The organism is Streptomyces albicerus, assembly GCF_008905045.1.
In the GTDB taxonomy this organism is placed as follows: domain Bacteria; phylum Actinomycetota; class Actinomycetes; order Streptomycetales; family Streptomycetaceae; genus Streptomyces; species Streptomyces albicerus.
The window spans coordinates 12,721-29,452 of the sequence record NZ_VWMY01000056.1 but is presented as its reverse complement, the minus strand read 5'-3'; the positions used below and the strand labels follow the sequence as shown (position 1 = coordinate 29,452).

Genomic DNA, 16,732 nt, shown 5'->3' with positions numbered 1-16,732 from the left:
GGCGTACGGCGCAAACAGCCCGGGTATCACAAACAGGGCAGTGACGGCGCGTCAACTGCCGAAGTGAACGAGGAGTTGTGTGCGTATGACGTGCTGGTACGAGGGCCCCTTGGCCGCGTTCGACACGGAGACAACAGGCGTGGACGTCGAGACCGACCGGATCGTGTCGGCGGCCGTCGTCGTCCAGGACGCTCCCGGCAGCCGCCCGCGTGTGCGCGCCTGGCTGGTGAATCCGGGAGTGCCGGTGCCCGAAGGAGCCACGGCGGTACACGGGTTGACCGATGAGTATCTGCAGCTCAACGGCCGCTGGCCATCGCCGGTGATGGACGAGATAGTCAGGGAGCTGGCAGAGCAGAGCGCGGCGGGACGCCCGCTGGTGGTAATGAACGCACCTTTTGATCTGACGCTTCTGGACCGGGAGTTGCGCCGGCACCGAGCGTCTTCCCTGGACCACTGGTTCGAGACCGTGCCGCTGCGCGTCCTCGATCCGCGGGTCCTCGACAAACACCTGGACCGCTACCGAAAGGGCCGTCGCACGCTCACCGATCTCTGCGCGCACTACGGCGTGGAGCTGAACGGTGCGCATGACGCGGCGGCCGACGCACGGGCCTCACTGGATGTCGTACGGGCGGTCGGGCGCCATTTCGCCGCCCGCCTGGAGCGGCTCTCGGCGGCCGAACTGCACACGCTGCAGGCCGTCTGGCACGCGGCCCAGGCGCGCGGCCTGCAGGCGTGGTTCGCACGCAGTGGCACGGAGGAAGCGGTCGATCCGGCATGGCCGTTGCGCCCCGAACTCCCGGCGGCAGCGTAGGTCCTGGCGGCCCGGCCCACGGCAACTCCGGCCTGGGGATGTGCGTGGCGAAGCCCCCGCTCCGCGAGGCGGAGCCGAGCAGAACACGAAGAGAGCGATATGGTCCGCGCTTTCTGCGGACACATATCGCTCTCGCGATCGTGGGCGATACTGGGTTCGAACCAGTGACCTCTTCGGTGTGAACGAAGCGCTCTCCCACTGAGCTAATCGCCCGGGAACGCACTGAACAATACAGGTCCCCGTACGTTTCCTTCAAACCGCTTCACGATTGCCCCGAAGGGTTCCCGCGAAGGTACGCGACCAGCCCCCGCCGCCCCGCCCGCATCATCAGCGCGTGGTTGGCGCGGAAGGCGGGCCGCCCCGGCACGGCGAACCGCCGCAGCAGCGGCTTGGTCACATGGACCTCCTGGTCGTAGCGGGCCCGCGTGCCCGGTCCGTCGGCGGCGAGGGTCCATCTCGCCCAGCCGTCCACATCGCCGGTCATCGCGATCTCCAGGATCCCGGCCGCCTCGTCGCGCCGCACTTCCCGCCCGGTGAACACCAGGTCGTACGGGAGCACGGAGCGGATGCGGACGATCCCTCTGCGCTCGTCGAGGGGCGTCACCTCGCGCACCTGCGGCCACCAGCGCGGATAGCGTTCGGCGTCGGCCAGCGCGTCGTAGACGTCGCCGAGCGGGGCGGCCAGGCTCCACAGGCTGCGGAAGCGGTAATGCGTCCAGTCCATGTACCGAGTCTGCCGCTCCGAGGCCCGCCGGTGGAGGAACCGGGCATCCTCAGGGCCGAGACGTCCGGATCCGAGTACGTCCGGATCCGAGTACGTCCGGATCTGAGTACGCCCTGAGTATGTGCACTCATGCCGTACGGAGTGACCCGGGCCACACTCCGGAGCATGACGAACATTCCGCCACCGGCCGAGGAATTGCGGATCCTCGACCACGAGCTGCGGCAACTGGAAGCGCGCAGGACCCAGTTGCTGGCCCGCCGGGCCTGGCTGCTCGGCGTGCTCCACTCGACGCAGGGCCCGGTCCAGGTCCCGGCAGCGTGGCCGGCGCCCGCGCCGCGCCCTCGGCAGCCGGAGGCCACGGCTCCCGGTGTACAGAACGTGCTGCTCGTGCTCGGCGGTGTCCTGCTGACCGTCGCGGCGATCGCGTTCACGCTGGTCAGCTGGGGGCAGCTGGGCATCGCGGGGCGGGCGGCGGTCCTCGGCGCGGTCACCCTGGCCGCGCTCGCCGCGCCGGTGCCGCTCCTGAAGCGCGGGCTCCGCTCGACGGCGGAGTCGGTGGCGGGCCTCGGCCTCGCACTGACGGTGCTCGACGCCTACGCCCTGCACGCGGTCGCCTTCCCGGACGTGGACGGCACGGGGTACGCGGCCACCGCGTCCGCGCTCCTGGCCGTGCTGTGGACGGCGTACGGGCTCTGCCTCGGCGCGCTGCGTCTGCCGCTTCCGACGGCCATGGCGACGGCCCAACTCCCGCTGCTGCTCTGGGTGGTGGCGGCCGACGCGGGCGATCACACGATCACGGCGGCGCTGCTGGTGACGGCCGCGTTCGACACGGTCGTGGCGCTCCTGGTGCCCCTGCGGTCCGTACGCGTCGTCGCCTCCGTCGGCGCGTACGGGACCGGCGCCTGGGGCCTTCTGGCGGCCGGCTGGCTTTCCTGGGAGGCCACCGGCCCGAGCGCCGCCGCCCGTGCGGCGGCGCTCCTCGCCCTCGCGGCGGCGATCGCGCTGGGCGCTGCGTGGCGGGCTCCCGAAGCGAAGTCGGCCCCGGGCCTCGCCCTTACCGGCGGCCTGATCGCCGTCGCCGCGGTGGGCGGCGTACTGCGCTCGGTGCTGCCCGACGCGTGGACGGTTCCGGGCTATCTGGCCTGCGGCATCGCGCTGTTGGCCGTGCGCGGCACCTGGCTGCCGGAGGCCCTGCGCCGGGGCCTCGGCTGGTCCTCCGCCGGTGTGCAGGCCCTCTCGGTGGCCTGGACCCTGCCCCTCGTCACCGTGGTACTCGTGGGCCCCGTCGGCTGGGCGGCGCGCGCCTGGTCCGGTGCGCCCGCGGACGCCCGGGACGCGGTCACCATCGCCTCGCCCTGGCCCCCGGACACGGAGACGGCTCCGCTGGTGCTGTCCGCGGTCGCGGTGGTCCTGGCCCTGGTGTCCCGAGGCGGGCCGCAGCGCCCCATGCTGCTGAGCGGCGCGCTGACCCTGACCTGGGCCACAGCCGTCATACTGCCCGCCACGCTCGAACTCCCCTACCCAGCAGCCTTGTTGGCACACGGCGCCACCACGGCGGCAGCGCTGACGGCGGCGACGTACGGACGCCCGGCCGACGACCGGCCCGCGCCCCTCCCCCGGATCGGCAACCGCCTCTCGCCTCTCGCCCTGACCGCCCTCTGCCTGGCGTTCCTCACCTCTCTCCATCTCGTCGTCCTCTCCCTGGCCGCCGAAGCCGCGACGCTGGCCGTCCTCGCGGGCGTCACCGCCCTGTTCGCGGCGGCGGCCACCCGGCAGAGGCAGGAGCTCCGTGCCGTCTCGGCCGCCGTCTCCCTCGCGTACGCCACCGCGCTCGCCTGTGCCACGGGCGCGTCCTTGGAGTGGCAGCCGCACCACATCGCGCTGCTCGTCCTGGTGGTGCCGGCCGCGGCCGCGCTGCTGGCGGCCCGGCTCAAGGACGCCACGCTGACGCTGTCCGTGGAGATCACGGGAGCCGTCGCCGGGCTGGCGGCGATCACCCTGGCGGTCGCGGAACCGCCCAAGCTCGCCCTCGTCCTGGCCCTGTGCGGCGTGATCGCGGCGGGCACGGCTGTCCGTCCGGACCGCCGACAGGTCGGCTACGCGGCCGCCGCCTTGTTCGTGCTGGCCACCTGGGTCCGGCTGGCGTCCTGGGAGGTCGGTTCCCCGGAGGCGTACACGCTCCCGGTGACCGTACCGGCGCTGGTCGTCGGGTTCCTGCGCCGGACGCGTGACCCGCAGGCCTCGTCCTGGACCGCGTACGGGCCCGGCCTTTCGGTGACGCTGGTGCCGAGCCTCCTGGCGGTGTGGGGCGACCCGGGCTGGCTGCGCCCCCTGCTGCTGGGCGCGGCGGCGCTAGCCGTCACCCTCGTGGGGGTCCGGCACCGAGTGCAGGCACCGCTCGTCCTCGGCGGCGGCGTGCTCGTCCTGGTCGCACTCCACGAGCTCGCCCCGTACATCGCCCAGGTCGTCGGCGCCCTTCCCCGCTGGGTGCCTCCCGCACTCGCCGGCCTCCTGCTGCTGGCCCTGGGTGCGACCTACGAGCACCGGATCCGAGACGCCCGCCGAGTACGGGAGGTACTGGGCAAGATGAGTTAACGCCGGCGCCCCGTAGGGGCGCGGGGCTGTGACATATGCGGCTCCGCCGCGTGGGCGCGACCAGCCACAACGAACCCGCAGAATCCCCGCGCCCCCAGCGGAGCGTCACGGCATCTTGTCTCCTACCAGGGCGAGGTTCTGGATCGCCGCCAGCCCATACAGCGCCGTCGTGTTCGTGGACACCCACGACGCCTCGCTGCCGGAGACCAGGCCGGTCGGACCCTCGACCTTCTTCGTGGACCAGTCCGTCGACTCCTTGTAGTCCCAGGTGTCCCGGCTGTTGTAGAACTGCTGCCACGCGCGCGCGGCCAGCTTGTCGTCGCCCAACTCGACGGCGGCGTACGCGTCTTGGCGTGAGTGACCCTGGAAGAGCAGCAGGGAGCCGAAGTCGGAACCGTACCGGGCCTTCTGCTCGGCCTTGGTGGCGTTGAAGTAGCGGCAGTAGTCGAGCCACGCCTCCTTGAACTTCGGCATGTCGATCTGGTCGAGCAGTTCGGCGTTCAGTTCGACCAGGCCGAACATCGCCGACAGATGCGAGACGCCGACCTTGGGCTCCGCGGCGATGGCGAACTTGCCGGTGTCCAGGTCGTACAGCGCGTTGCCCTGGACGAACCCGTTGGGCTGGGCGGCGATGGTCTCCATTGTGGACAGGACCCTCGCCTTGGCCTTCTCCCACTTGGGGCCGCGCCGCTCCCACTCGGTGAGCCAGGCGGAGACCAGGCCGCTCCAGTCGGTGCCGAAGCCGATCGAGAGGGCGTTCCTGTCCGGCTCGTACGGCTCGGTGCGGATCTTGCGGATCGGGTCGAGGACCAGGAACGTCTCGTCGGAGTCGACGTTGGCGTGCATGAGGTCGCCGACACGCTCGTCCGCGGTGAGGAAGTAGTAGTAGCGGCGGTACGTGGTGTTGGCGATGCGCTGCTGCTTGGCGCTGTCCGCGTAGTGCTGGACGCCGTGGCGGGTGCCGAGGCCGGCCCACTTGCCGAGGTGGTAGACGTCGACCTCGCCGGTGTGCCGGGTCATGGCCTCGGCGAAGCGGAAGATGTCGGCACGGCCGGAGCGCATGTACGCGAACCAGAGCCACAGGTCGGGCGAGAGTTCGGAGTTGTCCCAGGCGTAGCCGCCGACGTCGTAGCACCACTGGTGCCGGCTCGGGTCGTACGAGTGCATGATGTCGCCGTAGTCCCAGAAGCCGTACCAACGACGCATCTCCACCTGATCCTTGTAATAGGTGAAGAGGAAGTCGAGGTGGTCCTCGATCTTCGCCTTGGCGGCGGTGGAACGGTCGGGCTCGGAGAACAGCTTGCCGAAGACGCCGGCCTTGATGAGGTGCCCCGGCGGGGCGACGAGCTGCGGCGGGGTGCGTACGGCCTCGACCTGCTGGGCCATCGCCTCGGCGCTCGGCGTCGACTCGTGGGCCCAGAAGAGGAGTTCGCTGGTGCGGGCGATGCCGTACGGCGTGCCGAAGCCGGGCTCGTAGTCCTCGTACGTGATGTTGAGGCCTTCGAGCTGCTCGGGGTACGTGTCCTGGCCCATGCCGTCGTGGTAGAAGCGCAGGTCCATGGGCTGCGCCTCGGGCGACCAGAGCCACATGGTGACCTCGGCCTCGTCGGTCTGCGCGTCGCGGATGTCGAGCTGGGCGGGGAACTTCTCCCAGAAGTCCCGCAGCCCGAAGCCGAATCCACCGCTCGCGCCACCGACGTACCCGAAGCCGCTCGCCCGCCGGCCACCGCCCGCGCCGATCCAGCCGTGCCCCTTCTTGGTGCGCTTGCGGACCGTGAAGCCGTCCGCGGAGAGCTGCGAGAGGGTGTAGTCGCCCCACTCGGGGATGTACTGAAGGCGGGTGGTCACCCGCTGGTCCCACGTCGAGGGATCGGGCAGCTTCTTGCCCTCGAACTGGGCCGTCCGCACGGCCGCCCCCGGGTCGCGGCGCAGACCGGTGATGCCCTTCACCGCCTCACGCAGCAGACCGGTGCCCTCGCCGCCGATGCGGATGTGCCGGTCGTACGCGGCGTCGCGCATCGGCACCTTGAACCGGATGCCGATACCGCGGATGAAGTCGCCGCTGGCCTTCCCGGGCTCCTGGGTGCCGTCGAAGGTGATGGTGTGCACCATGCGGAACGACTCGGCGCCCGCGTAGAAGTAGAGCCGGACCGAGAAGGGCAGCCAACTCCGGCTGCCCTTGCGGTGCTTGCCGTCGATGCGGACGACGGCACGGACCGGGCCGTCCTGCTCGACCTCGACCTTGGAGATGGCGCTCTCGAAACGCTCGTATTTCTCCGCGCCCTGGTCGCCGTCCTCGATCTCCGGCTGGCGCAGCAGCACGAGACGGCCGTTCTTGGCGATCTCGGTCGAGCCGCGCAGCACCGACTTCACGAGGGTCGAACCGCTCTTGCCGATCTTCGCGGTGATGACACCGGTCGACACATCGATGGAACCGCCGCTCTTGTCGACGGTCACCTTCTTCGCGGGCGCGGCCGGCGAACCCGCGGCGAGCGTGAGCTTTCCGCTTCCCGCACCCGGGCCGACCGCGTGCGCGGTCCACTTCAGCGAGCCGTCCGGCCAGTAGCCGATCGGCCACGACTGGACCGGCACCTCCTTGCCGTCGGCGTCCGCCAGCGCGAACGTCTGGTCCTTCTCGTACGCGCCCTTCGGCCAGGGCACGCCCACGGTCGAGCCGGGGGCGGCGCCGAGGCCGCCGTCCTCCAGCCAGTCCAGGGTCACCGGATCCGCGTCGGCGGCCTCGGCTCTCGGCGCGGCCTGCGCGTTCGAGCCGAGTGCCCAGCTGAACTGGGCGGCGGCTCCGGCGACGGCGGCCGCCTTGAGGAGGGACCTGCGGGGGATGGGAGACATGGCCTTTCCTTTCCGTGCGGGGAAGTCAGGGGCATGACAGAGAGAGGTACGACGCCGGGGCGCCGACCTTGTTCGTTCGGGGTTCGTTCGGGTGGGTGCTTTGTCAGCGGTGCCGGCCGCGCTCCTCCACGGCGAGGGCCGCCGCCGCGACGGCCCCCAGGACGGGCACCGCCATCGGCGGGATGAACCAGGCGGAGCAGGCCACCATGACCAGTCCGCCGACGAGCAGGAACGACCCGGCGGGGTCGAGGACCGTACGGCGCCCGGCGGCCGCGAGCAGCGCCCGCCAGGACGAGCCGGGCTCCCAGACCGCCGCCGCACGCAGCCCGGCGACGGCCAGCCCGATCAGTGCGAACAGACCGACGGCCCCGACGAGCGGACCGCCGGGAATGCCGGCGCGCACGGCCTGGACGTCCACCCACACCGCGAGGGCCGCGGCCCACCCGGCGAGCCCCGCGATCCACCCGCCGCGCACCGCCGCGCGGAAGTCGGCGACGAACTCCCGCCATCCGCCTCCCATATGGGCCGTACGCCGCCGGAGGTGCCGCGACCCGGCGGCGAACGCGGCGGGATAGGTGACAAGGGGAAGGGAGGCCACCGCGATCCACACGCCGGTGAGCAGACATTCGGCGAAGAGTCCGAACCGCTCGGCGAAGACGGACTCGCGCCTCGGAGGCTTCCGAGCGGACGTGTGCCCGGAAGCGGCTGCCGTACGAGCCTTCATGTGTGCCTCAGCCCTTCAGCCCGGAGGTCGCCATACCGTCGATCAGGTACCGCTGGAAGGCGAGGAAGAAGGCCAGCACGGGCAGCAGCGCCACCAGCGACATGGCGATCATGCCGCCGTAGTTGGCGACGCCCTCCTGGTCGCGGAACATCATCATGCCGAGCGAGACGGTGTACTTGCCGGGCTCGTTGAGGTAGATCAGCGGGCCCATGAAGTCGTTCCAGGCGTTGATGAAGGTGAAGATCGCGCTGGTGATGAGCGCCGGTCGGCACAGCGGCAGCACGATGGACCAGTAGATCCGCAGATGCCCGCAGCCGTCGAGCCGCGCCGCCTCGTCCAGTTCCTTGGGCAGGTTCCGCATGAACTGCACCATGAGGAAGACGAAGAACGCCTCGGTCGCCAGATACTTGCCGATCAGCAGCGGTACATAGGTGTTGATCAGCTCCATCTTCTGGAACATCACGTACTGCGGGATGAGCAGCACGTGATACGGCAGCAGCAGCGTGCCGATCATCAGCGAGAACATCAGGTTGCGCCCCGCGAACCGGATGCGGGCGAAGGCGTACGCCGTCAGCGAGCAGGAGATCAGGATGCCGACGACGGAGCCGAGCGCGTAGAAGAGCGAGTTCTGGAAGAACGTGGCGATCGAGATGTCCGCGATGCCGTCGGCGAGCCCCTTGAAGTTCTGGAGAATCGGGCTGGTCGGGAACAGCTCCAGACTGCCGATGATCTCCCGGCTGGGCTTGAACGAGGCTCCGATGACCCAGATGACGGGATAGAGGACGACCGCGAGGACCAGCAGGGCGCCGAGGTGCCAGGCGAGCGATCCGCTGCGCTTCCCCGCGAGTTCCAGGGACTTGCCGGGGGTGGTCGTGGTGGTGGTCATCGGGCGGCCTCCTCGTAGTGCACCCACCGCTTCTGGGACCAGAAGAGGACCGCCGTCACCAGTGCCACGGCGAGCAGCAGCATCCAGGCCATCGCGGAGGCGAAGCCCATCTGGGCCTCCTTGAAGCCCTTCTGGTACAGGTAGCAGGTGTAGACGAGCGTGGAGTCGGCCGGTCCGCAGGTGGCGTTGGAGACGACGTACGCCGAGCCGAAGATCTGGAAGGAGTGGATGGTCTCCAGCAGCACGTTGAAGAACAGCACCGGCGAGATCATCGGCAGGGTGATGCTCCAGAACCGCTTGAACGGTCCGGCACCGTCCACCTCGGCCGCCTCGTACAGCTCCTTCGGCACCTGCTTGAGCCCGGCGAGGAAGATCACCATGGGCGCGCCGAACTGCCAGACGGTGAGCGCCACCAGGCTGTAGAGCACCCAGTCCGGGTTACCGACCCAGCCGCCGACGTCCCAGCCGAAGAACGACTGCGTACGGTCCACCACGGCGTCGTCGGAGAACAGCGCACGCCACACGAAGCCGACGGACACACTCGCGCCGATGAGCGACGGGGCGTAGAACGCGGCCCGGTAGAAGGCCTGTCCGCGCCGGCTCTGCGCGAGCAGCAGGGCGACCCCGAGCGCGAGCAGCAGCTTCAGCGGCGTACCGATGACGACGTACTTCGCCGTCACCTCCACCGACTTCTGCCATCGGGGATCGTCGAGCATCTTGGTGAAGTTGTCGAAGCCGATCCACTTCGGTGAGTCGAAGAGGTTGTAGTCCGTGAACGCGAAATAGAGCGAGGCGGCCATGGGCCCCGCGGTCAACAGCAGAAAGCCCGCGATCCACGGGGACATGAACAGATAGCCGGCCAGATTCTCCCGGCGGCCCCGCCGCTTGACAGCGGCGGGGGGTCCGGGACGCTTCTCCGGGGCATCCGGCGGAGAGTCCTTGATGAGCGTCGTCACTGCTGTTCCCATCAGGCGGCGAGCGCGGTCTCGGCCTCGGAGAAGAACTGCTTCACCGCGTCGGAGACCTTGGTCTTGCCCTGGGACATGTCACCGGCGATACGCAGGAAGGCGGCTTCCACGGTGTCGGTGCCCGCCGGATGCGGGGTGATCGTCCCGAGCACCCCGGCCGCGGCGACGTCCTCCTCGTACTTCGCGATCGCCTGGTTGGGGGCGTCGGCCGGCTTGTACGCGTCGAACTGCTCGGTGGTGGCGAGGATGCCGCGGTCGTAGCCCATGATCTTGCCGACCTCGGGGTCGTGCACCATGAAGTCGATGAACTGGGCGACTTCCTTGGGGTGCTTGGTCCGCGCTGAGCCGCTCAGCATGAGCGAGGAGAGGTACTGGCCGGTCTCCTTGCCGTCGGTCGTGGGGATCGGCGCGAGCCCGTAGGTGCTGTCGCCCTCCGTGGCGTAGCGCACCGTGAAGTTGTCCCAGGTGAACTCGGACCCCGCGTCACCGGCGGCCAGGGACGACTTGGGCTTGTTCTGCTCGACCTTCTTCGGGTCGGTGATGATGCCGGCCTTGACGCGGTTGTACCCGTCCTGCCACCACTCCGTCAGATCTGCCTCGTCGAAGCCGAGACCGTCCTCCGTGAAGAACGCCTTGCCGTTCTGCCGCAGGTAGAGGTCGTAGAGGTACATGATCCCGAAGTAGCCGGTGTCGCCCGCCACCTTCTGGGTGTTGCGGATCTTTTCGAGAGCGTCGAAGTACTCGTCCCAGGTCCAGCCCGCCTTGGGCTTGATTCCCGCCTTTTCGAAGACCTTCTCGTCAATGACCAGCGACATGGTGTTGGAGCCGACGGGTATGCCGAGCAGTTTTCCGTCCACCTCGCCGACCTTCTCGACCCCGGCACGGAAGTTCTCGAGGCTCAGATTGCCCGCGTCCACCTGAGACTTGAGGTCGAGAAGAACGCTTCTCTTGTCGTACTTCCGCAGAAAGGCGACCGCGTTCTGGAATACGTCCGGCGGATTTCCACCGGCGGCCTGGGTCTGGAACTTCTCCCAAAAGGCCACGTAATCCTGGAAGTCCGTCTTCACCTTGATCTTCGGGTACTTCTTCTCGAAGAGCGCGATGCTCTGGTTGATGCGCTTCGCGCGCTCCTCCGCGCCCCACCAGGCAAAGCGGATCTCGACGGTCCCGCCCCCAGACCCACCGCTGTCTCCCCCGCAGGCCGTCGTCGTGGCCAGCCCCAGCGTGGCCAGCGACGCTCCCGCCGCCTTGAGGACCGTCCGCCTCTCAACACTCCCGTTGTCTCCCACAGTCGGGCCTCCCCGCGACGTCACTGTCCGCTGCCATGAATCGTTTCAAGTAAGCGCTTGCTGCCACAAGGTACGGAGGCGGTTCGCGGGCGTCAATGATTCGGACAGGAATTGCTTCGAAACGGGGTCGCTGGCGCGACGGCCTGAACAGGGGTGGGGTGGTGGGGTGTTGGGGGACTTTGCAGGTGGGGTGGGGTGAGTCGGGTGATCGAACGGGGTTTGGGGTGCGGGAGTTGGGAGCGAGGTGTGGTGAACATTGGGGGCGGGGCGGGGAGTTGACGGAGCGACAGGGAGTGTCTAGTGGGGTGGGGCAGGTTGAGGGCGGACGACTGGCGGGGGGTCTTGTTTGTCGGGTGCCGGTGCGGTGTGGCTGGGCGCGCAGTTCCCCGCGCCCCTGAAGGGGTGCTGTGGTGCGGGTTGTGGGAACAGCGCAGGTCGGGACGTCTCTGGAGTGCCTGTCGCCGGAGTGAGAGTCGCGCGAACGGAGGGGCGGTCGACGTACGGGCCGGCCGGCGTGCGGGGCGCCGACGTAGCGGGCCAGCCGCCGTGAGGGGGCGGCCGACATGCGGGCCAGCCGGCGTGCCGGTCGGCCAACGTGGCGGGTCGGCCGGTGTGCGGATCGGCCGGTGTGCGGGGCGGCCGGTGTGCCTCCATGACCGGAAGGTCGCCTCGACGAGGGTGGTCAAGGGGCTGGGGTGATTCCGAGTGCACAGGGGGTGTGGGGCTCGACGTCGGGAGGGAGGGCCCGGGGAAAACGACGGCCGACGCCCGCTCCGGTCGGCCTGAACGGGGTGCGGTCGCGAAGCCCTCGCAACGCGCGGCCCAAGCTCTCGCGACACCCGGCCAAGCCCGCGCGGAAACAGCGAAGGCGACCCGGTCCACTGTTCAGTGGACTTGGTCGCCTATTCGCATGGTGGGCGATACTGGGATCGAACCAGTGACCTCTTCGGTGTGAACGAAGCGCTCTCCCGCTGAGCTAATCGCCCGGGCGCAGGAAGAAGATTACCCCATGTCAGGGGGTGCCTCCGACCGCCCTACGAGCGTGCGAGCGCTGCCGTTCGTCGATCATTCCTTGATCTTCCACGGCATCTCGAAGCCGAACTTCCAGACGTAGATCCCGACCAGTACGGCGATGATCACCAGACCGATGGTCGTCAGGATGATGTTGCGCCGCCGCACCTTGGGATCGAGCGCCTTCTGTGTCGCCTCGGTGACCTTGCGTTTCGTCCAGCGGAGCACCAGCTGGGCCCAGACGAACTCGGTCGCCCAGATCGCCATGCCGCCGAAGATCACCAGCCATCCCGGCCCGGGCAACGGCAGCATGATCACGCCGGCCACGACGACCGCGAGGCCCACGATGAACACGCCCACCTGCCAGCTCAGGTGCAGCATGCGGCGCGCTTTGATGAATTCCGGCGCACGGGATCCGAGTGCCGGCTCGCTCTTCGTTCCATCGGCCGCCACGACGGCCTCCCCCGTTTCGTCACTCCCCGTATTCATACGGCCAAACCCTACCGGACGGAAACCGGTCACCGGAATGGCCGTACTCCGCGAACGGGGACTCGGCCGGATGAGCTACCTAAAGACACGCAAAACACTCAGAGGGGTTTACAACGGCACCGTAGGTGGCATGTCGATTTCGCCGACGTGCGAATCCCCGAGCGCACACTGAGCGAAAGGCCCTGGCGCTTATGAACACCACGGTCAGCTGCGAGCTGCACCTGCGCCTCGTTGTGTCGAGCGAGTCCTCACTGCCTGTTCCCGCAGGACTGCGGTATGACACGGCCGATCCCTACGCCGTGCACGCCACCTTCCACACCGGAGCCGAAGAGACCGTCGAGTGGGTGTTCGCCCGCGACCTTCTGGCCGAGGGCCTGCACCGGCCCACCGGTACCGGCGACGTCCGCGTCTGGCCGTCCCGCAGCCATGGCCAGGGCGTCGTGTGCATCGCCCTGAGCTCCCCGGAGGGAGAGGCTCTGCTCGAGGCCCCGGCGCGGGCCCTGGAGTCGTTCCTGAAGCGAACCGACGCCGCCGTGCCCCCGGGCACGGAGCACCGCCACTTCGATCTCGACACGGAGCTCTCGCACATCCTGGCCGAAAGCTAGGCCGAGACTCCGCACCAAGCCGCCCGGCGCCGTCCACTCGGGGAGACGGCTCGGGCTCAGACAACCGCATATGGCAGACGCACAGGCGCCGTCACCGCGGACACCCGCGGAGGCGGCGCCCACGTGTGCGCCTCCGGCGGTTCAGCGGGATGGGTGCCTGTGCGGGATGGGTGCCTGTTACGCAGGCGTCCCTTGATGACTGAGCGTAGGCGTGTGTCACGTACGGGCACCTCCGAGGGGCTGGGCCTACAGCCACAACGGGGACAGCGAGGCGTACGGACCCGTGCGGAGCCCTTCCGGCGGCTCGGCGTACGGACAGATCGGCGGGCATACCGATCCCCGATGCCACGACCCGATGGCACAGCCCGATGGCACAGCGCATGGATCTGACAGCGCATGGATCTGTCGGTGCGGGGTTCGCCGATACTTGACTCATGGGTGTCCAACCCACGCCGTACGCCCCCGGGGCTCGGCGCGTGCAGGCTCGGTCGGTGTGCGCTCCGCCGAAGCGGCCCGGGGCGGCCTGCGGGCCGCCGCAAGCCCGCGTTCAGGCCCGTCCGCGCGGACGGCGCCGGTCCCCCGTGTCAGGAAGCCGCTAAAGTCGGCCAGCATCGGCGGGCGGCAGCCCGACCCCCAGGCCAGGGAGCGAAATGTGCTGATCACCCACGACACCCGGTGCGCCCTCGACGCCGTGGTCGATCTGGTGAACACCGCACCGGAGGACGACACGCCGGACGGGCTCGCGAACGTCGCGGCCCTGCACGATTTCGTAGGAAAGCACGAGATCAGCGATGTCGGAACCCTGTCCGAGCTCGATCTCTCGGCGGTGCGCAAGATCCGCGGGCGGTTCGCCGGGATCTTCGCGGCCCCCGACGCCCACTCCGCCGCCGTGCTCATCAACGAGCTGGTCGCCGCCGCGGGCACGACACCGCGCCTCACCGATCACGACGGCTACGACTGGCACGTGCACTACTTCGCGCCCGGCGCGTCCGTCGCCGACCATCTCGCCGCCGACTGCGGCATGGCCCTGGCGTTCTTCGTGGTGGCCGGAGAACAGGAGCGGCTGCGCCGCTGCGAGGCACCGGACTGCCGGCGCGCCTTCGTCGACCTCTCCCGCAACCGCTCCCGCCGCTACTGCGACAGCCGCACCTGCGGAAACCGTCTGCATGTGGCCGCCTACCGGGCGCGCCGCAAGGAGGCGGCGGGCTGACGGAGCCCTCGGCGGGTGGCGCCAGGGACTCCGCATACGGCTCAGAGCAGCAGCAGATCGTGCAGCGAAGCCATGAGCAGCAGACAGCCGATCACCGCAAGGAAGATCATCAGCGGTGGCTGGGAAAGCGCGAAGAGACAACCCCGCCGCTCCTCGGGAGGAGCCGCGGTGTCGCTCTGTGTTGTGTCCAGCATCTCGCGGCGATGATGGCGCAGCCGACACTCCCGACGCGATCAACACGCCCGGAATATGCGGGAGTTCGCCGAAATCCGTGACACGGCCGTCCACGATCTGGGATAGGCGGTCTGGGATAGACGATCTGGAACAGGCTGTCTGGGACAGGCCCGCCCGGCACAGGCCCGTCACGGCACCGACCCGCTCACTGTGTCGTTTCAGAGCGTCATATGCCGCGCTGTTTCATATGCCGTGCTTCTTGAGGATGGCCTCGATGTCACTGAAGTCGTCCGCCGACTCGGCCTTGCGGGGCTTGGCCGCGGGGCGGGCGGCCGCCTGGCCTGCCGTCGCCGCCGGACCGAGCGAGGGCGCCGAGGCCGCAGGGGCCACCGCCTCGCGCTGCGCGGACCTGGCTGCCTTGCGCTCCTTGCGGGTCCCGCCGGTGCGCCGCTCCACGGCGCGCGTGGTCATGAACAGCATCCAGGCCGCGCCGAGCACGCCGAAGCCCGCCCAGGCCACCGGGCTGAAGGCGGTCTCGGCCACCCATTCGACAGCACCGGTCATCACCAGGCCGAGGGGGACCAGCGAGTACGCCGCGAGGCGGGCGGCCCTGAGGAAACGCTTGCGGTACGCGGTGACCGCGGCGATGCCCAGGCCGGCCGCGGCGACGGCGGAACAGACGGTCTCGGCAATCATCCGGTCCTCCAGGCAGGGTCGGTCGCGCAGGGCACTTCGTCCCTTCCATCCTGCACCGCCCGGTGCCCGGTATGCCATGGTCCGGGCAGACCTCAGGGACATCTCCGGGTCGGGTCCTCCTCAGGGCCCGTTCCCGGTACCCGATCAGAGGTAGCTCAGGGCTCGTCCGGAGGCGGAAGGTCCCGGTTGGGCCGCGAGCACCACGGCTGGGAGACTGGGCATCATGAGCGACTCCCCCTCCGCACGCCCCGCCGTCCCCGTCCTGGACGTCTGGTGCGAACTGCAGTGCCCGGACTGCCGTAGCGCCCTCGCCGACCTGCACGCGCTGGGCGCCCGCTACGGCGACCGACTGGAGCTGCGGCTGCGGCACTTCCCGCTGGAGAAGCACAAGCACGCGTTCGCGGCCGCGCAGGCCGCCGAAGAGGCCGCGGAACAGGGGCAGGCCTGGCCGTACGTCGAGGCGGTACTGGGTCGCGTGCAGGAGCTGGACCGTGAGGGAGAACCCTTCCTGGTCGAGGTGGCCCGCGAACTCGGCCTGGATGCCGAGGAGTTCGACACGGCGCTCATCGACGGCCGGCACATCCTGATCGTCGACGCCGACCAGGCCGAGGGCAAGGCGATCGGCGTGACCGGCACTCCGACGTACGTCATCGACGGCGAGCGCCTCGACGGCGGCAAGAGCCAGGAGGGGCTGCGCGAGCGCATCGAGGAGATCGCGGACCGCCTGCTGGCCGAACAGAAGGCCTGAGCTCCGAAGGCACCGGCACCTGCCCCCATCGGCGTCTTCGAGGCCCGCCCTCCACAAGAACATGCAGTCCCCGCAGCAGGGTCTCGACCGTCCCCTACAGCAGGTTCTTGTAGAGGTGATAGGTGATCGTCTCGTAGCCGAGTGACTCGTAGAGCCGCTCGGCCGGGGTGTTCCCGGCGAAGACGTTCAGGCGGATGCCGGTGCGTCCGGCGGCGATCGCCTGCGCCTCCGCCAGGAGCATCAGCGAACGGCCGTGTCCTCGGCCCCGGTACCGCTCGTCGGCCTCGACGTCGTAGACGAAGCCCCAGCCGTCGCGCGCCCCCAGCCACAGCATGCCGACCGGGGTCCCCTCGTGTTCCAGGACGCTGAACTGCATGCCCTCGCTGTCGAGCCCGTCCGGCAGTGAAGTGGCGTGGTCCCGCTCGGACTTGGCGCGGGCCTCGGCCTCGGGCACGCCCCGGGTGATCCAGTCCTGGACGTAGTCCTCCTTGGCCCGCTCCATCCAGGACTCGAACTCGGCCTCCGTCATGGGGCGCCCCCGACTGCCGACGGGCAGTTCGGGCGCGGTGCCGTCGAACCGCTTCTCCATGTTGCGGTTGCGCAGCACGTAACCGAGGGCCGTGGCCAGCCGCAGGGCGGCCTCCGCCTCGGCGGGCACCGACGCCTCGATCCGCGTACAGCCCCAGCCGCGCGCCACCTCCTCCGCGGCGAGCGCGGCCACGGTGGCCCGTCCGCGTCCCCGGTCCGGCTCGTCGATCCCCAGATCACGGATCTGGGCGACGGACGGCCCGAAGATGTGGTGGGTCGCAAGGTGTATCGCACCCACGGGACGGCTGTTCACGCACACTCTGTAGTGGCGCGACAGCGCCCCGTCGGCGTCGCGCTGCAGCGGCTCGGTCGGCCGCAGGGTGGTGGTCATCAGGGGTGTTGTACCCGTCCTACGGGCTCACGT

Annotated in this window: 15 protein-coding genes and 2 tRNA genes; 5 read left to right on the top strand and 12 right to left on the bottom strand. The window is 69.6% G+C overall.

What is annotated here, in order from left to right; genetic code table 11:
* The first annotated feature begins 85 nt into the window (after positions 1-85).
* Complete coding sequence (locus tag GAS53_RS39410; protein WP_151482574.1) at positions 86-811, top strand: 3'-5' exonuclease; 726 nt, start codon at positions 86-88, stop codon at positions 809-811.
* 141 nt (positions 812-952) lie between these two features.
* On the opposite strand, the gene GAS53_RS39405 is transcribed toward GAS53_RS39410, so the two are convergent.
* Positions 953-1,024 (bottom strand) — tRNA-Val (locus GAS53_RS39405).
* Between the two features lie 49 nt (positions 1,025-1,073).
* Complete coding sequence (locus GAS53_RS39400) at positions 1,074-1,535, bottom strand: SRPBCC family protein (RefSeq protein WP_151482573.1); 462 nt, start codon at positions 1,533-1,535, stop codon at positions 1,074-1,076.
* Positions 1,536-1,664: 129 nt separating this feature from the next.
* Between GAS53_RS39400 and GAS53_RS39395 the strand changes: the two genes are divergently transcribed.
* Positions 1,665-4,130 carry an SCO7613 C-terminal domain-containing membrane protein gene (locus GAS53_RS39395; protein WP_151482572.1) on the top strand — a complete coding sequence of 822 codons (2,466 nt, stop codon included), beginning with the start codon at positions 1,665-1,667 and terminating at the stop codon, positions 4,128-4,130.
* Positions 4,131-4,235: 105 nt separating this feature from the next.
* Here the strand turns inward: GAS53_RS39395 and GAS53_RS39390 are convergent, their stop codons facing one another.
* The 7 genes from GAS53_RS39390 to GAS53_RS39360 form a co-directional block, all read right to left on the bottom strand.
* Positions 4,236-6,980, bottom strand: a complete 2,745-nt coding sequence (locus GAS53_RS39390) for an exo-rhamnogalacturonan lyase family protein (RefSeq protein ID WP_151482571.1) — start codon at positions 6,978-6,980, stop codon at positions 4,236-4,238.
* Between the two features lie 103 nt (positions 6,981-7,083).
* The gene (locus tag GAS53_RS39385; RefSeq protein WP_151482570.1) at positions 7,084-7,704 is read right to left on the bottom strand and encodes a hypothetical protein; all 621 of its coding nucleotides are present in this window, start codon (positions 7,702-7,704) and stop codon (positions 7,084-7,086) included.
* A gap of 7 nt (positions 7,705-7,711) precedes the next feature.
* A complete protein-coding gene (locus tag GAS53_RS39380) occupies positions 7,712-8,590 on the bottom strand; it encodes a carbohydrate ABC transporter permease (RefSeq protein WP_151482569.1) in 879 nt (292 codons plus the stop codon).
* Positions 8,587-9,558, bottom strand: coding sequence for a carbohydrate ABC transporter permease (locus GAS53_RS39375; protein WP_151482568.1), 972 nt, complete (start codon positions 9,556-9,558; stop codon positions 8,587-8,589). Before GAS53_RS39375 ends, GAS53_RS39380 begins: the two co-directional genes overlap by 4 nt.
* Positions 9,558-10,847: an ABC transporter substrate-binding protein gene (locus GAS53_RS39370; protein ID WP_151482567.1), complete on the bottom strand. Its 1,290-nt coding sequence runs from the start codon at positions 10,845-10,847 to the stop codon at positions 9,558-9,560. The genes GAS53_RS39375 and GAS53_RS39370 overlap by 1 nt, the downstream gene beginning before the upstream one ends.
* Positions 10,848-11,758: 911 nt before the next feature.
* Positions 11,759-11,833 (bottom strand) — tRNA-Val (locus tag GAS53_RS39365).
* Positions 11,834-11,912: 79 nt separating this feature from the next.
* Positions 11,913-12,347, bottom strand: a complete 435-nt coding sequence (locus GAS53_RS39360; RefSeq protein ID WP_151482615.1) for a TIGR02611 family protein — start codon at positions 12,345-12,347, stop codon at positions 11,913-11,915.
* A 191-nt stretch (positions 12,348-12,538) separates the two neighbouring features.
* Here GAS53_RS39360 and GAS53_RS39355 point away from each other — a divergent pair, with 191 nt between their 5' ends.
* Both GAS53_RS39355 and GAS53_RS39350 read left to right on the top strand, forming a co-directional pair.
* The gene (locus GAS53_RS39355; RefSeq protein ID WP_003959770.1) at positions 12,539-12,952 is read left to right on the top strand and encodes an SsgA family sporulation/cell division regulator; all 414 of its coding nucleotides are present in this window, start codon (positions 12,539-12,541) and stop codon (positions 12,950-12,952) included.
* A 652-nt stretch (positions 12,953-13,604) separates the two neighbouring features.
* Positions 13,605-14,162, top strand: a complete 558-nt coding sequence (locus tag GAS53_RS39350) for a CGNR zinc finger domain-containing protein (protein WP_151482566.1) — start codon at positions 13,605-13,607, stop codon at positions 14,160-14,162.
* Between the two features lie 41 nt (positions 14,163-14,203).
* Here the strand turns inward: GAS53_RS39350 and GAS53_RS55540 are convergent, their stop codons facing one another.
* Positions 14,204-14,356 (bottom strand): hypothetical protein, encoded by a 153-nt coding sequence (locus GAS53_RS55540; RefSeq protein WP_010988207.1) that lies wholly within the window; start codon positions 14,354-14,356, stop codon positions 14,204-14,206.
* Positions 14,357-14,579: 223 nt separating this feature from the next.
* A complete protein-coding gene (locus GAS53_RS39345) occupies positions 14,580-15,032 on the bottom strand; it encodes a hypothetical protein (RefSeq protein WP_151482565.1) in 453 nt (150 codons plus the stop codon).
* 223 nt (positions 15,033-15,255) lie between these two features.
* Between GAS53_RS39345 and GAS53_RS39340 the strand changes: the two genes are divergently transcribed.
* Entirely contained in the window at positions 15,256-15,780 is a 525-nt protein-coding gene (locus GAS53_RS39340; RefSeq protein ID WP_151482564.1) for a DsbA family protein, read from the top strand.
* A 94-nt stretch (positions 15,781-15,874) separates the two neighbouring features.
* Here GAS53_RS39340 and GAS53_RS39335 read toward each other — a convergent pair whose 3' ends face one another.
* Positions 15,875-16,699, bottom strand: coding sequence for a GNAT family N-acetyltransferase (locus GAS53_RS39335; RefSeq protein ID WP_192583477.1), 825 nt, complete (start codon positions 16,697-16,699; stop codon positions 15,875-15,877).
* Between the last annotated feature and the right edge of the window lie 33 nt (positions 16,700-16,732).

Coding starts and splice junctions, on each gene's coding strand:
- GAS53_RS39410 (WP_151482574.1), top strand. CDS start 86: ATGACGTGCTGGTACGAGGGCCCCTTGGCCGCGTTCGACACGGAGACA.
- GAS53_RS39400 (WP_151482573.1), bottom strand. CDS start 1,535: ATGGACTGGACGCATTACCGCTTCCGCAGCCTGTGGAGCCTGGCCGCC.
- GAS53_RS39395 (WP_151482572.1), top strand. CDS start 1,665: ATGCCGTACGGAGTGACCCGGGCCACACTCCGGAGCATGACGAACATT.
- GAS53_RS39390 (WP_151482571.1), bottom strand. CDS start 6,980: ATGTCTCCCATCCCCCGCAGGTCCCTCCTCAAGGCGGCCGCCGTCGCC.
- GAS53_RS39385 (WP_151482570.1), bottom strand. CDS start 7,704: ATGAAGGCTCGTACGGCAGCCGCTTCCGGGCACACGTCCGCTCGGAAG.
- GAS53_RS39380 (WP_151482569.1), bottom strand. CDS start 8,590: ATGACCACCACCACGACCACCCCCGGCAAGTCCCTGGAACTCGCGGGG.
- GAS53_RS39375 (WP_151482568.1), bottom strand. CDS start 9,558: ATGGGAACAGCAGTGACGACGCTCATCAAGGACTCTCCGCCGGATGCC.
- GAS53_RS39360 (WP_151482615.1), bottom strand. CDS start 12,347: ATGAATACGGGGAGTGACGAAACGGGGGAGGCCGTCGTGGCGGCCGAT.
- GAS53_RS39355 (WP_003959770.1), top strand. CDS start 12,539: ATGAACACCACGGTCAGCTGCGAGCTGCACCTGCGCCTCGTTGTGTCG.
- GAS53_RS55540 (WP_010988207.1), bottom strand. CDS start 14,356: ATGCTGGACACAACACAGAGCGACACCGCGGCTCCTCCCGAGGAGCGG.
- GAS53_RS39345 (WP_151482565.1), bottom strand. CDS start 15,032: ATGATTGCCGAGACCGTCTGTTCCGCCGTCGCCGCGGCCGGCCTGGGC.
- GAS53_RS39340 (WP_151482564.1), top strand. CDS start 15,256: ATGAGCGACTCCCCCTCCGCACGCCCCGCCGTCCCCGTCCTGGACGTC.
- GAS53_RS39335 (WP_192583477.1), bottom strand. CDS start 16,699: ATGACCACCACCCTGCGGCCGACCGAGCCGCTGCAGCGCGACGCCGAC.